Origin of the sequence: Streptomyces sp. 1-11, from assembly GCF_007176755.1 — a bacterium.
GTDB lineage: Bacteria > Actinomycetota > Actinomycetes > Streptomycetales > Streptomycetaceae > Streptomyces.
Genome location: NZ_BJTV01000001.1, coordinates 380,102 through 394,224, shown reverse-complemented (window position 1 = coordinate 394,224; position 14,123 = coordinate 380,102). Strand labels below are relative to the sequence as shown.

11 protein-coding genes are annotated in these 14,123 nt (G+C 72.3%); 3 read left to right on the top strand and 8 right to left on the bottom strand.

Going from position 1 to position 14,123, the window contains the following annotated elements; genetic code table 11:
- Positions 1-44 precede the first annotated feature (44 nt).
- Entirely contained in the window at positions 45-1,397 is a 1,353-nt protein-coding gene (locus TNCT1_RS01760) for an AI-2E family transporter (protein WP_174266105.1), read from the top strand.
- Between the two features lie 462 nt (positions 1,398-1,859).
- Here TNCT1_RS01760 and TNCT1_RS01755 read toward each other — a convergent pair whose 3' ends face one another.
- Positions 1,860-2,402, bottom strand: coding sequence for an alkyl hydroperoxide reductase (locus tag TNCT1_RS01755; RefSeq protein WP_143627391.1), 543 nt, complete (start codon positions 2,400-2,402; stop codon positions 1,860-1,862).
- A 3-nt stretch (positions 2,403-2,405) separates the two neighbouring features.
- The gene (locus tag TNCT1_RS01750; protein WP_143627389.1) at positions 2,406-2,960 is read right to left on the bottom strand and encodes a peroxiredoxin; all 555 of its coding nucleotides are present in this window, start codon (positions 2,958-2,960) and stop codon (positions 2,406-2,408) included.
- Positions 2,961-3,093: 133 nt separating this feature from the next.
- On the opposite strand from TNCT1_RS01750, the gene TNCT1_RS01745 reads away from it, so the two are divergent.
- Positions 3,094-4,047: a LysR substrate-binding domain-containing protein gene (locus TNCT1_RS01745; RefSeq protein WP_143627387.1), complete on the top strand. Its 954-nt coding sequence runs from the start codon at positions 3,094-3,096 to the stop codon at positions 4,045-4,047.
- Between the two features lie 135 nt (positions 4,048-4,182).
- On the opposite strand, the gene TNCT1_RS01740 is transcribed toward TNCT1_RS01745, so the two are convergent.
- The 5 genes from TNCT1_RS01740 to TNCT1_RS01720 all read right to left on the bottom strand — a co-directional run bounded on the left by TNCT1_RS01740 (position 4,183) and on the right by TNCT1_RS01720 (position 9,084).
- Entirely contained in the window at positions 4,183-6,528 is a 2,346-nt protein-coding gene (locus tag TNCT1_RS01740) for an ABC transporter permease (RefSeq protein WP_143627385.1), read from the bottom strand.
- On the bottom strand, positions 6,525-7,214 hold the full coding sequence (locus tag TNCT1_RS01735; protein ID WP_143627382.1) for an ABC transporter ATP-binding protein: 690 nt from the start codon (positions 7,212-7,214) through the stop codon (positions 6,525-6,527). The genes TNCT1_RS01740 and TNCT1_RS01735 overlap by 4 nt, the downstream gene beginning before the upstream one ends.
- Positions 7,211-7,735, bottom strand: a complete 525-nt coding sequence (locus tag TNCT1_RS01730) for a PadR family transcriptional regulator (RefSeq protein ID WP_143627380.1) — start codon at positions 7,733-7,735, stop codon at positions 7,211-7,213. The genes TNCT1_RS01735 and TNCT1_RS01730 overlap by 4 nt, the downstream gene beginning before the upstream one ends.
- Positions 7,736-7,897: 162 nt before the next feature.
- Positions 7,898-8,152 carry a hypothetical protein gene (locus TNCT1_RS01725; RefSeq protein ID WP_143627378.1) on the bottom strand — a complete coding sequence of 85 codons (255 nt, stop codon included), beginning with the start codon at positions 8,150-8,152 and terminating at the stop codon, positions 7,898-7,900.
- Positions 8,149-9,084, bottom strand: coding sequence for an SPFH domain-containing protein (locus TNCT1_RS01720; protein ID WP_143627376.1), 936 nt, complete (start codon positions 9,082-9,084; stop codon positions 8,149-8,151). Before TNCT1_RS01720 ends, TNCT1_RS01725 begins: the two co-directional genes overlap by 4 nt.
- 235 nt (positions 9,085-9,319) lie before the next feature.
- Between TNCT1_RS01720 and TNCT1_RS01715 the strand changes: the two genes are divergently transcribed.
- Positions 9,320-11,677, top strand: coding sequence for a transglycosylase domain-containing protein (locus TNCT1_RS01715; protein ID WP_143627374.1), 2,358 nt, complete (start codon positions 9,320-9,322; stop codon positions 11,675-11,677).
- Positions 11,678-11,731: 54 nt separating this feature from the next.
- Here TNCT1_RS01715 and TNCT1_RS01710 read toward each other — a convergent pair whose 3' ends face one another.
- A complete protein-coding gene (locus TNCT1_RS01710; protein ID WP_174266104.1) occupies positions 11,732-13,870 on the bottom strand; it encodes a SpoIIE family protein phosphatase in 2,139 nt (712 codons plus the stop codon).
- Positions 13,871-14,123: the final 253 nt, after the last annotated feature.

The window sequence follows — 14,123 nt, the reverse complement described above, 5'->3', positions numbered from 1 at the left end:
TGAGCGGTGGCGTACACCCGGGAGGCGGGGGAAGAGGACGGATCATGTCGCGAGTGCCAGGGTGGCTGGGCCGGCTGGGTGCCGGACTGACCGAGATGAGTGAGCGGTTGGACGAGCGCCGCGCCGAAGTGGAGAAGGACACCGGGTCCGACCGCGTGGCCGAGCGGGTCGCCGACCCCGTGCCGCACGTCCCCCGGCCCGCCGCACCGGCCGGACCACGGCCCGACCCGGCCCAGGCCGTGCCCTGGGGTGTGCGGGTCGCCGCCGAGGCGGGCTGGCGCCTGCTGGTCCTGGCCGGCACCGTGTGGGTCCTGATGCGGGTCATCAGCGCCGTCCAGCTCGTCGTCTTCACGTTCGTCATCGCCCTGCTGGTCACCGCGCTGCTCCAGCCGACGGTCGCCCGGCTGACCCGGCACGGCGTGCCGCGCGGTCCGGCGACCGCGCTGACCGCGATCCTCGGGTTCGTCGTCATCGGCCTGATGGGCTGGTTCGTGACCTGGCAGGTCATGGAGAACATCGACACGCTCTCCAACCAGATCCAGAGCGGCATCGACGACCTGCGCAACTGGCTGCTGAAGAGCCCCTTCCACGTCACCGACAAACAGATCAACCAGATCGCCAAGAACCTCCGCGAGGCCATCGGCGCGAACACCGACCAGATAACGTCCGCGGGCCTGGAAGGCGTTCAGGTCGTCGTCGAGGCGCTGACCGGCATCCTGCTGGTGTTCTTCTCGACGCTGTTCCTGCTCTACGACGGCAAGCGCATCTGGCAGTGGTTCCTGAAGCTGGTGCCCTCCGCGGCCCGCCCGGGCGTGGCCGGCGCCGGCCCGCGCGCCTGGAGCACCCTGACGGCCTACGTTCGGGGCACGGTGCTGGTGGCGCTCATCGACGCCATATTCATCGGTATCGGCATCTACTTCCTCAACGTGCCGATGGCCGTCCCGCTGGCCGTCTTCATCTTCCTGTTCTCGTTCATCCCTCTGGTCGGCGCCGTCGCCTCCGGCGCCCTCGCGGTGATCGTGGCCCTGGTGACGCAGGGCGTCTTCACCGCGCTGATGACCCTCGTGGTCGTCCTCGCCGTCCAGCAGATCGAGGGCCACGTCCTGCAGCCCTTCATCCTGGGCCGCGCGGTCCGGGTCCACCCGCTCGCCGTCGTCCTGACGGTGGCGGCCGGCGGCATGGTGGCCGGCATCGGCGGCGCGGTGGTGGCCGTACCGCTGGTGGCGGTGACGAACACGGTGGTGGGGTACCTGCGCGCCTACTCGGCGGAGGTGGCCGCCGCCCCGGACGAGCCGTCAGCCGTAGAGGACGACCAGGGCGGCGAGGAGGAGCCCGCCGCAGGCCGCGACGGCCGGGAGGCGGTACCGGCTCCAGGCGGCGAGCGCGACGCGGTATGACCAGGCACGTCCGGGCTCTCCTTGTCCGCCTTCTCCCGCCCGTTCTCCACCAGGGCGTTGACGGTCTCCGGGCTGCCGCAGGCGGGCTTGCCGTCGGAGTCTGCCCGCGGGTCGGCGAAGACCGCCCACGTGCCGTCGTCCTGCTCGGCGGCTCCCTTCATCTCGGTGGCCAGGCTGTCGGCGACGCCCCGGATCCAGTCGTTCTCCACGGTCTCGCAGGCGCCGGGTAAGCAGCTGTGGTCCTTCCCCACCAGGCGCGGGTAGCCCATGAGGACGACCTTCGCGTTCGGGGCCTGGGCGTGCGCAGCTTCTTCGTGTCACGGGAGGAAGCGGACATCGCCCGGCGGCTTGTTCACTCATGGTTCCGGACCCGGAGCGGAACGAGTAGTTCTTGTCACATCACGGAACGCGCAGCGGCCCCCGCCCATCGGATGGGCGGGGGCCGCTGTGTGCTGGAGCGGGTTACTCGGCCGCCTGGGCCAGCACCGCCTCCGCGTCGAGGGTCACGCCGACGGCCTGGACCACGGACGCGATCTTGAACGCCTCCTGGACCACGTCGCGCTCGACGCCGGCCTTGCGCAGCACCTGCTCGTGCGAGTCGAGGCACATGCCGCAGCCGTTGATCGCCGAGACCGCGAAGGACCACAGCTCGAAGTCGACCTTCTCCACGCCCGGGTTGCCGATGACGTTCATCCGCAGACCGGCGCGCAGGGTGCCGTACTCGTGGTCGGACAGCAGGTGCCGGGTGCGGTAGAAGACGTTGTTCATCGCCATCACCGCGGCGGCGGCCTTGGCCGCCGTGTACGCATCCGGCGACAGGTTCGCCTTCGCCTCCGGCTCCAGCTCACGCAGCACGATCGGGGAGCGGGAGGCGATGGCGGTCGCCAGCACCGTGCCCCACAGCTGCTGCGCCGGCAGGTCGGAGTTGCCGATGACCGAGCCCAGGTTGAGCTTCAGGTCCTTGGCGTAGTCCGGGACGAGGGACTTCAGCGAGTCGAGCGACATGGGTCACTCACCGGCCAGCAGCGCGACCGGGTCGAGCGTCTCGTCGCCCTTGCTCCAGTTGCAGGGGCACAGCTCGTCCGTCTGGAGCGCGTCGAGGACCCGCAGGACCTCCTTGGGGTTACGGCCGACGGAACCGGCGGTCACCATGGAGAACTGGATCTCGTTGTTCTGGTCGACGATGAAGACGGCGCGCTTGGCGAAGCCGTCCTCGCCCTCGATGCCCAGCTCGCGCATCAGCTCGTGCTTGGAGTCGGCCATCATCGGGAAGGGCAGGTCACGCAGGTCGTCGTGGTCCTTGCGCCAGGCGTGGTGGACGAACTCGGAGTCACCGGAGAAGCCGAGGATCTGGGCGTCGCGGTCGGCGAACTCGTCGTTCAGCTTGCCGAACGCGGCGATCTCGGTCGGGCACACGAAGGTGAAGTCCTTGGGCCAGGCAAAGACGATCTTCCACTTGCCCTCGTAGGTCTTGTGGTTGATCGTCTCGAACTCCTTGCCCTTCTCCAGCGAGACGCAGGCGGTCAGTTCGAACTCGGGGAACTTGTCACCGACAGTGAGCACACGCTCTCCTTGCAGCGAGGCGGTGTCCGGATCGCGGACGCCGCCCATGGGTTGGACTTCGCCGATGGTGGCACAGGGTGCATTGATACGGGAAATAGCTACACTCGGTCGTGTTGATCGGAGGTGTCTATCAGTGACCGTCGGTAGCGTCAGCGGGAAGCGGCGCCAGCCCAGCCTGTCCCAGCTCCGGGCCTTCGCGGCCGTGGCCGAGCATCTGCACTTCCGGGACGCGGCCGCCGCCATCGGGATGAGCCAGCCCGCCCTGTCCGGCGCGGTCTCGGCGCTGGAGGAGATCCTGGGGGTGACCCTCCTCGAGCGTACGACGCGCAAGGTGCTGCTCTCGCCCGCCGGTGAGCGTCTCGCGGTGCGGGCGAAGGCGGTGCTGGACGAGGTCGGGGCGCTGCTGGAGGAGGCGGAGGCGGTCCGGGCGCCGTTCACCGGGGTGCTGCGGCTCGGGGTGATCCCGACCGTCGCGCCGTACCTGCTGCCCACCGTGCTGGCCCTGGTCCACGAGCGGTACCCGCACCTCGACCTGCAGGTGCACGAGGAGCAGACCGCGAGCCTCGTCGAGGGCCTGCAGTCCGGGCGCCTGGACCTGCTGCTGCTGGCCGTCCCGCTCGGCGTCCCCGGCGTGAGCGAACTCCCCCTCTTCGACGAGGACTTCGCGCTCGTCACCCCGCCCGACCACCGGCTCGGCGGCCGCGAGGGCATCCCGCGCGAGGCGCTGCGGGAACTGAACCTGCTGCTGCTGGACGAGGGCCACTGCCTGCGTGACCAGGCCCTGGACATCTGCCGGGAGGCCGGGCGAAAGGACGCCCCGGTGACCACCACGGCCGCCGGCCTGTCCACGCTGGTCCAGCTCGTCGCGGGCGGCCTCGGCTGCACCCTGCTCCCGCGCACCGCCCTCAGGGTCGAGACGACCCGCGGCAGCCGGCTGCGCACCGGCTACTTCGCCGACCCCGCCCCCAGCCGGCGCATCGCCTTCGCCATGCGCGCGGGCGCCGCCAGGGGAGCGGAGTACGAGGAACTGGCGGCCGCCCTGCGCGAGGCCCTGCGCCCGCTGCCCGTACGGGTGCTGGACGCCTGACCGGCCAGGCGTGACGCCCGGCCGGTCAGGGGTGATGCTCAGCCGGTCAGGCGTGGCGCCCGGCCGGTCCCGGGCCCCGGGGGCGTACCGCGCGGTCCCCGGGCCCCGGGGGCGTACCGCGCGGACGCCGGGCGGCTATTCGGTGCGCAGTCCGTCCGGGCGCATCAGCCTCAGCAGCGGGGGCAGGCTCAGCAGGGTCACCGTGAGCACCACCGCCGCGCCGGCGCCGGTCATGGACAGCACGCTCGCCCAGTCGACCGTCACCGGTGTCGCCGTCATCTTCAGCAGCACCGCGCCGAGGGTCAGGCCGACCACCGAGGACAGCAGCAGGCCCAGGGCGATGGGCACCGCCGTCTGCCACAGCACCGACAGGCCCAGCGTGCGGCGCCGGGTGCCGAAGGCGACCAGCGAGGACAGCAGCTTGCGCCGCTCGCGCAGTTGCTCGAGCTGCGAGACCAGCAGGCTCGCGCCGATCAGGGCCAGCACGCAGACCGCGCCGACGAAGAGACCGGTGCGCAGCGAGGCGTACTTGGTGGACTGCCTGGTCTCCGTCCAGGTGATCACGTCCGCGGTCTGCTCCACCCGGGCCGCCGTGTTGCGCACGTGCTCCGGCGCGTCGGGCACCGCCTCGTCGGTGCGCACGAAGACATGGCCGCGCAAGCCGGGCCTCGCCTTCGCGGGCAGCGCGGACGGCGTGACCAGCAGCCCGTTGGCGGCGTTCTGCAGCGCGTCCTCGCGGTAGGGCGCCTGCTCGAGACGGGCCGGCAGCTTCCAGGGCACCTGGAGGCCGGGGGAGTCCGAGTAGGCCGGGTCGAGGTAGAGCTGCCGGCCGGGCCGTACCACGGCCGCCAGGGAGGCGTTGTAATCGGCGTCGTAGTGCGGGTTGCGCAGCCGGAACACGTCGCCGTCCCGGCAGGAGGGCAGCCGTGCCACCTCGCGCAGCGCCGCGCAGTCACCGACCGTGAGATCGATCAGGGTGTCCGGGTCCACGCGCTTGTCCGCGGCGGACGCGGTCGACAGCACCACCGACGTCCGCACCCCCTCGGTCCGCCGGAACGCCTCGCCCACGGCGGTGACGTCGCTGTGGTCGGGCAGCGTGACCTCCATCGACGCCCGGCCGGGGTCCTGGCCGGTGTCCTTGGTGTACTGGCTCTCCACGCCCGCGAACAGCATCTGCAGCGCGATCGCGCCGGCCACCGCCACCGCGATGCCGTTGACCATGCGGGCCGCCGTACCGCTGCTCAACTGGAGTCTGCGTACCGCCAGTTGCCAGGAGACCGGGCCGGAGCCGAGCCGGGCGACGAACCGTTCCACGACCCACGGCAGCAGCGCGGTCACCCCGACCAGCAGCAGCAGTACACCGCCGGTCACCAGGTACTGGTTGAAGCCGCCGCCGTCCCGGCCCTTGCCGAGCATCGGGTACAGCAGTCCGAGGCCGGCCAGCGGCAGCAGCAGCCGCCACCACAGCCGGCGCCTGGCCGGCCTGGCCGTGCGCACCACGCCGAGCGGCTCCACGACCACCCCGCGCATCGCGAGCAGCGTCACCAGCACCGCGGACGCCGGCACCGCCACCGCCACCAGCGCGACGAGCGCGGGGGAGGGGTCGAGGTAGGCGGGGAACACGCTCTCGCCCAGCACCTCGACCGAGGCCGCGGCCTGACGCCCGATCAGGAAGAGGACCGTGCCGACGACCAGGCCGAGCAGGGCCCCGGCGAGGGCCTCGCCGGCCGCGATCCGCCGGGTCATCCGGCTGTCGGAGCCGACGAGGCGCAGCGCGGCCAGCCGGCGGTCGCGCCGTTCACCGCCGAAGCGCACGGCCGCGGCGATGAACACGGCCACCGGCATCAGCAGCACCACGAACACGACCAGCACCATCATCAGCAGCACCGGGTCGGCCTTCTCGCCGGTCGGGTGCGGATCGCCGAAGCGGGTCAGCCGTTCCACTCTTACGCCACCGTTCGCGTCGGGGTCCAGGCCCTCGGCGCCCGCGTAGTACGCCAGCTCGTGCGAGCCGATCAGGCCGCTCTCGCCGATGGTCCCGGTGATCCGGTAGGGCAGCCGCTCGCGCAGCAGCCGGGCGCCGTCGGAGGCGAGCAGGTCCCGCAGCGCGGGGGAGACCGCCATCTCGCCCTTGCCGGGGAAGCTCCCCAGCCCGGGCGGCAGCGGCGCGCGCGGGCCCTCGGCTTCGAGGAGCCGGCCCCGCACGTCCTTGGAGCGCCACCGGCTGTCGGTCACGGCGACCAGCACCGTGTCGTCGGCCCTGGGGCGGGTGGTGCCGGAGAACGTGTAGTCGGAGCGCGCCTCCTCGACCCGGTGGCGGGCGGTGAACACGTTCGGCAGCGCGGTGGTCAGCAGCAGCAGGGCCACGCCCAGCCCGACGCCGACCGCCGTCAGCGTCATCCGGATCCAGCCCTCGCGCCCGCCGGTGACGGCGAACCGGGCGCCCAGGGCGAGATCCCTCCGCCACTGCCACGGCTTCATATGGCCCGCTCCATGTCCCGGGACCTGCCGTCGCGCACGACGATCTCGCGGTCCGAGTAGGCGGCCACCCGGGCCTCGTGGGTGACGAGCACGACGGCCGCGTTGGTCGACCGGGCCGCGTCGGTGAGCAGTTCCATCACGCGCTCTCCGTTGAGCGAGTCAAGCGCGCCCGTCGGCTCGTCGGCGAACAGCACCCGGGGCCCGGTGACCAGCGCCCGCGCCACCGCCACCCGCTGCCCCTGGCCGCCGGAGACCTCACCGGGCCGCTTGCCGCGCAGCCCGTCCACCTCCAGCCGCTCCATCCAGCCCAGCGCGGCCCGCTCGGCCTCCTTGCGGGAGGTGCCGTTCAGCCGCAGCGGGAGCGCCACGTTCTCCACGCAGGTCAGCTCCGGCACCAGCTGCCCGAACTGGAAGACGAAGCCGAACTCGCTGCGGCGCAGCGCGCTGCGCTCGACGTCGTTCATGGTGGCTAGTTCCCGCCCGTCGTACGTGATCGAGCCCGAGTCGGGCGGCACGATGCCGGCGAGGCAGTGCAGCAGCGTCGACTTGCCGGAGCCGGAGGGCCCCATCACCGCGACGACCTCGCCGGGGTGGATGGAGAACGCGGCGCCGTCCAGGGCGAGCGTCGGGCCGTAGGCCTTGCGCAGGTCCTCGGCGGCGAGCAGGGAGCCGGGGGGAGGGGTCACCGGGCCACCTCCGCGCGGAGCCGGTCCAGCCGGGCGGCGGTCAGTTCCAGCCAGCGCAGGTCGGCCTCCAGGTGGAACAAAGCGTGGTCGCAGATGAGCTGGTCCGCGAGGTCGCCCTTGCGCTTGCGGTCGGTCAGGACGCGCATGCTGCGCAGGTGCTCGGCGCGCTGGGTGTCCAGGATGTCGGCGGCGTCCCGGTGGGTGAGCAGCGCGAGGACGACCTTGGTGTAGAGGGTCGACTGGAGGTACTCCGCCGGCTTCTCCGGGGTCGCGAGCCACTGCTCGACGTCGGTGACGCCGGCGTCGGTGATGGCGTACCGCTTGCGCTCGGGGCCGCCGCCCGACTCGATCCCGTCGACTTCCACGAGCCCGTTCTTCAGCAGCCGGGACATCGTCGAGTAGACCTGGCCGTAGTGCAGCGGCCGGTCGTGACCGAACTTCTCGTCGAAGGCCCGCTTCAGGTCGTAGCCGTGTCGGGGGCCGGACTCCAGGAGCCCTAGGAGGGTGTGACCGATGGACATGCGAGCACTCTACACACCGTGTATACGCCGTGTGTATACACGGAGTGTCCAGGGCCTGGCATGCGGTGGCGCGGCGCAGGTGGGAGCCGATTGTCCGGGTTCGGTAACGACCGCGGGCCCGTCCCCGCGCACACGGGAACGGGCCTTGCCGCCAGGGCCTGTTCAGCCCGGCGGCGGTCCGGCGGCCGGGCCCCGGGGCGGCCGTCCGCGGCGGGGTAGCGGACCGGTGTCCCGCGGCAGGCGCCCCGCCTCCGACAGTGCCTTGCGCAGCAGGAACTCGATCTGCGCGTTGGCCGACCGCAGTTCGTCGCCGGCCCAGCGCGCGAGGGCGTCGTAGACCGACGGATCCAGCCTCAGCAGCACCTGCTTGCGCTGCTGAGGCCGTCGCCGCGGTGTCTCCTCCGGCCGATCCGTCACTGGTAGAGGGTCCCGGTGTTGAGCACCGGCTGCGGGGCGCGGTCGCCGCACAGCACCACCATCAGGTTGGACACCATCGCCGCCTTCCGCTCCTCGTCCAGCTCCACGATGTCCTGCTCCGCGATCCGGGCGAGCGCCGCCTCCACCATGCCGACCGCGCCGTCCACGATCTGCCGCCGGGCCGCGACGACCGCGCCGGCCTGCTGGCGCTGGAGCATCGCCGAGGCGATCTCCGGAGCGTACGCGAGATGCGTGAAGCGCGACTCGACGACCCGCACCCCGGCCGCCTCCACCCGCGCCTGCAGTTCGACGGCCAGCTTCTCGGTGATCTCCTCGGCGTTGCCGCGCAGCGAGAGGCCGTCCTCGTCGTGGGCGTCGTAGGGGTACTCGATGGCGATGTGCCGCACCGCCGTCTCGGTCTGGGTGGCGACGAACTCGGCGTAGTCGTCCACCTCGAAGGTGGCCTGCGCGGTGTCCTGGACCTTCCAGACCACGACCGCGGCCAGTTCGATCGGGTTGCCGTAGGCGTCGTTGACCTTCAGGACGGCGGTCTCGTGGTTGCGCACACGGGTGGAGATGCGGGTGCGCGAGGTGAAGGGGTTCACCCAGCGCAGGCCGTCCTGCCGGATCGTGCCCCGGTAGCGGCCGAAGAGCTGGACCACACGCGCCTCGCCGGGCGCGACCGTGTTCAGGCCGCGCATGGCGATCACCGAGGCGAGGAGGACCAGCACGCCGCCCACGACGAGCGCCGCCCTGGACCCGTCCGCGGTCACCGCCGAGCCGGCGGCGAACAGGGCCGCGGCGGCGGCGAGCCCGAGCAGGCCGAGGAGCAGGGCGAGACCGCCGCCGATGCTGTGGGCCTGGAACTCGCGCACGCGCGGCGCGGGCATCTCGGGTATGTCGGCGGTGGTGGCCGTGTCGTGTGCGGACATGGGGGTCCCCCCGTTCTCGGTGGCGCCCGACTCCCTCGGGCGCCCGGCTTCGTACTAGCTAAGTGATATCACTTTAAGCCGCCGGGCAACCCCACGCCAGAGATATCCGTCGGTTCCCTTGAGGCGGGTGCTGATTGTCACGTCCGTAAAAGGGCGGATCGGACGCCCTTTGTCATATAGGCGGGTGTTAGCTTTCGGAGCTGACCACTGAGACGGAAGCGGGAGCGTAGGACTCATGGGACGAGCGGAAGAGAGACGAGCGCGACAGCGCGGTGGCCGCCGCGCGGCGCCCCGGAGCCGCCGCTCGCAGCCCACGGCCGCGTCCGCGGCGGCCGGCGGCAGGCCCGCCAAGGGCCGAATACGCCGGCTGTTCACCTGGAAGAAGATCCTCGGCACGTTCTTCGGACTGTGCCTGCTCTCCATCGGCGCCTTCGTCGCGCTGTACATGGCGGTCGACATCCCCGCCGGCAACGTCGCCGCCCAGCGGCAGAGCAACGTCTACAAGTACAGCGACGGCACCATCCTGGCCCGCGACGGCAAGGTCAACCGCGAGATAGTCGACCTGGACAAGGTGCCCAAGAAGGTCCAGCTCACCTTCGTGGCGGCCGAGAACAAGTCCTTCTACACCGACCCCGGAGTGGACCTCAAGGGCACCGCCCGTGGCCTGGTCAACACCCTGTCCGGGCGGGGCAAGCAGGGCGGCTCCACGATCACCCAGCAGTACGTCAAGAACTACTACCTGAACCAGGACCAGACCGTCTCGCGCAAGCTGAAGGAACTGGTCATCTCGCTCAAGGTGGAGCGCGAGAAGTCCAAGGACGACATCCTCGCCGGCTACATCAACACCTCGTACTACGGCCGCAACGCCTACGGCATCCAGGCCGCCGCCCAGGCCTACTACCGCGTCGACGCCCAGGACCTCACCGTCCAGCAGGGCGCCTACCTGGCCGCCCTGCTGCAGGCGCCCAGCCAGTACGACTGGGCGGCCGCCACCCCCACCGGCAAGCGGCTGGTCAAGGCGCGCTGGAACTACGTCCTGGACAACATGGTCGAGGAGCACTGGCTGCCCAAGGCCAAGCGCGACGCCATGACCTTCCCGGTGCCCAAGGAGCCCAAGGGCGCCCCCGGCATGGAGGGCCAGAAGGGCTACCTGGTCACGCTCGCCAACGCCCAGCTCGCGCAGAAGCTGATGCAGGACGAGGGCCTGTCCAGGTCCGACGCGGCGGCCAAGGTCGCCGGCCAGGGCTGGACCATCACCCTGAACGTCGACCGCAAGAAGCAGGCCGCGCTGGAGAAGGCCGTCAAGGAGCGGCTCACCAGCAGACTGGAGCCGAAGAAGCGCAAGGTCGACGCCGACGTCCAGGCCGGCGCCGTGTCGGTGGACCCCAAGACCGGCCGGATCGTCGCCATGTACGGCGGCGAGGACTACTTCACCCACTGGACCAGCAACGCCACCCGCCGGGACTACCAGCCCGCGTCCACGTTCAAGCCGGTCATCCTCGCCGCCGCGCTGGCGCACAACGCCACCACGCAGGAGGGCAAGCCGATCACCGCCGGCACGGTCTACGACGGCACCAGCCGCCGCCAGGCCGTCGACCACGGCGCCAAGGTCGGCTTCGCGCCGCCGAACGAGGACAACCGGAACTACGGCCCCATCACCGTCCAGCAGGCGATGAACCAGTCCGTCAACTCCGTCTTCGCGCAGATGGGCGTCGACGTCGGCATGGACAAGGTGATGAGCACCGCCAAGCAGCTCGGCATGGACACCGAGGGCATGCAGGCGGTGCCCGCCCAGACGCTGGGCTCCATGGGAGCCAGCCCCCTGGAGATGGCCGGCATCTACGCCACCTTCGACAACCACGGCCGCCAGGTGACGCCCAGCATCGTCAAGTCGGCCGAGCAGAAGGGCCACGCGGTCCGGATGCCCGACCCCGTCGGCGGCCAGGTGATCAGCCGCACGGTCGCCGACAGCGTCACCTCGGTGCTCACCGGCGTGGTCGACGACGGCACCGCCCGCACGTCCGTGGCGGGCAACCCGCTGCGCGACGGCCAGCAGGTGGCGGGCAAGACCGGTACCTCCGACTGCAACCGCTCGGCCTGGTTCACCGGTTACACCCCCGGCCTCGTCACCTCCGTCGGCCTGTTCGGCGAGGCGGCGAAGAACGGCGGCACCGGCTGCGACGGCAGTCCGGTCAAGAAGAACGACCATGTCTCCCTCAGCGGGGCGATGGGCGGCGGCCGGGTCAACGGCGGCGGCCCGCCCGCGGAGATCTGGGCGGCCTACACCTTCGGGGTCACCGACAGGTCCCGCTTCGACCTGGACACCACCCAGGGCGCGGCCGTCGAGCCGTCGGACACCCCGACGGTCAGCCAGTCCCCGTCCGACACCCCGTCGAGCTCGCCGAGCAGCGAACCGCCGGTGTCCCAGTCGCCGTCCCAGTCGCCGTCCCAGAGCCCGTCGCGGACGCCGAGCCAGTCGCCCTCCCAGTCGCCGTCCCAGAGCCCGTCCAGCGAGCCGCCGACGGCCCCCACGAGCGACGACCCGCTCAACCCCGCCGACAACCTCGGCCAGCCGCACCCACGGAACCAGTAGGCACACAGGAGGAGGGGCGCCCGGAGTGATCCGGGCGCCCCTCCTCCTGCGCGCTCACCCCCGGTTCAGCTCGAACCAGACCACCTTGCCGGTGCTCAGCCGGGTCGCGCCCCAGCGCCGGGCCAGCTTGTTGACCAGGTACAGCCCACGGCCGCCCTCGTCCGTCGCCCGCGCCTGGCACAGCCGCGGCAACTGGGGCACGTCGTCGCCGACCTCGCAGCGCAGCACGTCCGTGCGCAGCAGCCGCAGGGTCACCGGACGGGTGGCGTAGCGCACGGCGTTCGTGACCACCTCGCTGACCAGCAGCTCCACCGAGTCGGTCAGCTCCTCCATGCCCCACCGGGCCAGCGCGCGCCGGGCCAGCCGGCGGGCCTGCCCGGGCGTCGCGGTCTCCGGCTCCAGCGTCCAGTACGCCACATCGCTCGGCGCGATCCCGTCGAAACGGGCCGCGAGCAGCGCGATGTCGTCGTCCCGGTCGCCCGGGCCGAGCATGTCCAGCACCTCGTCGCACAACGCCTCGAGCGGCGGCGGATGGTCCGGGCCGGTCAGCCGCGCGGTCGCCGCGAGCTTCTCGCGCAACTGCTCTATGCCGGTCCACACGTCCCGCAGCCGGGACTCCACCAGCCCGTCGGTGTACAGCAGCAGCGTGGCCCCGGCCGGCGCGTCCAGCTCCACCGCCTCGAAGTCCACCCCGCCCACGCCGATCGGCGCGCCCGGCGGCACCCGCAGCACCTCCGCCCGGCCGCCCAGGTGCAGCAGCACGGGCGGCGGATGACCCGCGTTGGCGATCGTGATGCGGTGCGTCACCGGGTCGTACACGGCGTACAGACAGGTCGCCATGCGGTCGGTGCCCAGCCGCTGCGCCTGCTCGTCCAGGTGGTGCAGCACCTCCTGCGGAGGCAGGTCGAGACCGGCCAGCGTCTGCGCCGTCGTGCGCAGCTGGCCCATGATCGCCGCCGACGTCATGGAGTGCCCCATCACGTCGCCGACCACCAGCGCCACCCGGCTGCCCGGCAGCGGGATCGCGTCGTACCAGTCGCCGCCCACCCGCGCGGTCTCCGCCGCCGGCAGATAGCGGGACGCCAGCCGCACCCCGGTCGGCCGGGGCAGCGTCTCCGGCAGCATGGTGCGCTGCAGCTCGTCGGCGATGTACGCCTCCCGGCCGTACAGCACCGCCTTGTCGATGCCGAGCGCGCTGTGCGTGGCGAGCTGCGCCGCCACCAGCAGGTCGTCCGCCTCGAACGCGAGCCGCTCCGGGCGGCGCAGGAACAGCGCGGCGCCGATCACCCGGCGCCGGCCGCGCAGCGGCGCGAGGATCGCATGCCGGCCGCCCGGCACGGCCGCCTCGCCGCTCTCGCCGAGCAGCTCGGGCAGCGCCGCCCGGGCGGCGGGCGCGTCCGCGAACACCGGGCGCACCCCGCGCAGCACCTCGTTCAGGGCGCCGCCGGGCCGCACCTCGCACAGCTCGGTGGTCAGCGAGGACAGCTCGGTGAGGGCGGACGCCTCCGGCTCGGGCTCCGGGAACGGCGGCAGCGGGAGCCCCTCGGTGTCCCGCTCGTCCGGGATCCGGTCGGTGCGGCGCAGCCGCAGCACCACCGGCCCGGTCGGACGCTCGTCGCCCACCGGCAGCGGGTCGCGCAGATAGACCAGGATCGCGTCGGAGAACGTCGGCACGGTGGCCCGGCACAGCCCCATCACGATCTCGTCCAGATCGAGGCCGCGCGCGATCCGCCGGGTCGCCGCGCCCACAAACCTCAGGCGGTCCCCGTCGCGCCGCATGGGCATCGGCCGCCCCGGCGGCAGTCCCCGCCCGGTACGGCGGTCCTGGCCGCCCGGCGCTCGTTCCTGCTGGGCGCCCGGCTGCGGCGGAATGGCCTCCGCCGCCGGACGCGGACGATGGTCCCCCACGCTCGCTTCCCCTCGCGCGGCAGGCGCCCCCATGGCCGGCGCGGCGGCGGGCTGGGAGTGCTCGGGGCCGTTGACCGGGGGCTCCTTTCCCTTGTTCCCCTTGCCGCGGGGCGTCGCCGTCCCCGGTGCGGCGGGTGGCCCGTCGGCCCGGGCCTGCGCCGGTAAGGCGGGGCCGCCGGGCGGCCCCTGGGTACGCAGCAGCGCCCCGCGGGACTCCGCGGGGTCGGCGCCCGACTGCGGGCGGTCGTAGGACGTGGGGTGCTCCGTCACGCGCGTCGAATCCATCCGTCCGGGGCTGCGCGCCGGGCGCGCACATGGTCCCGCCGAGAGTCCGATACCCGGAATACATGCCCCAGGAACGGAATTCCGGCGTGGTCAGAGGTCGTGCCTGTGCCGCCGAGGGACCCTGCCGGGTCCGCCGGGGTGTTGCCCTCGTACCCCTCGCTCACTCCTGCCGCCCCTCGGTGACGTCTGGTCAGACCCGGTTCGCACCCCGGGAGTTGCCTTGCGGATTCTTGCGGAGGACGATCCTACGGTT

What these genes read in the sequence shown, in the direction of transcription:
- TNCT1_RS01760 (WP_174266105.1), top strand. Translation starts at nt 45, where the DNA reads ATGTCGCGAGTGCCAGGGTGGCTGGGCCGGCTGGGTGCCGGACTGACC.
- TNCT1_RS01755 (WP_143627391.1), bottom strand. Translation starts at nt 2,402, where the DNA reads ATGTCGCTCGACTCGCTGAAGTCCCTCGTCCCGGACTACGCCAAGGAC.
- TNCT1_RS01740 (WP_143627385.1), bottom strand. Translation starts at nt 6,528, where the DNA reads ATGAAGCCGTGGCAGTGGCGGAGGGATCTCGCCCTGGGCGCCCGGTTC.
- TNCT1_RS01730 (WP_143627380.1), bottom strand. Translation starts at nt 7,735, where the DNA reads ATGTCCATCGGTCACACCCTCCTAGGGCTCCTGGAGTCCGGCCCCCGA.
- TNCT1_RS01720 (WP_143627376.1), bottom strand. Translation starts at nt 9,084, where the DNA reads ATGTCCGCACACGACACGGCCACCACCGCCGACATACCCGAGATGCCC.
- TNCT1_RS01715 (WP_143627374.1), top strand. Translation starts at nt 9,320, where the DNA reads ATGGGACGAGCGGAAGAGAGACGAGCGCGACAGCGCGGTGGCCGCCGC.
- TNCT1_RS01710 (WP_174266104.1), bottom strand. Translation starts at nt 13,870, where the DNA reads ATGGATTCGACGCGCGTGACGGAGCACCCCACGTCCTACGACCGCCCG.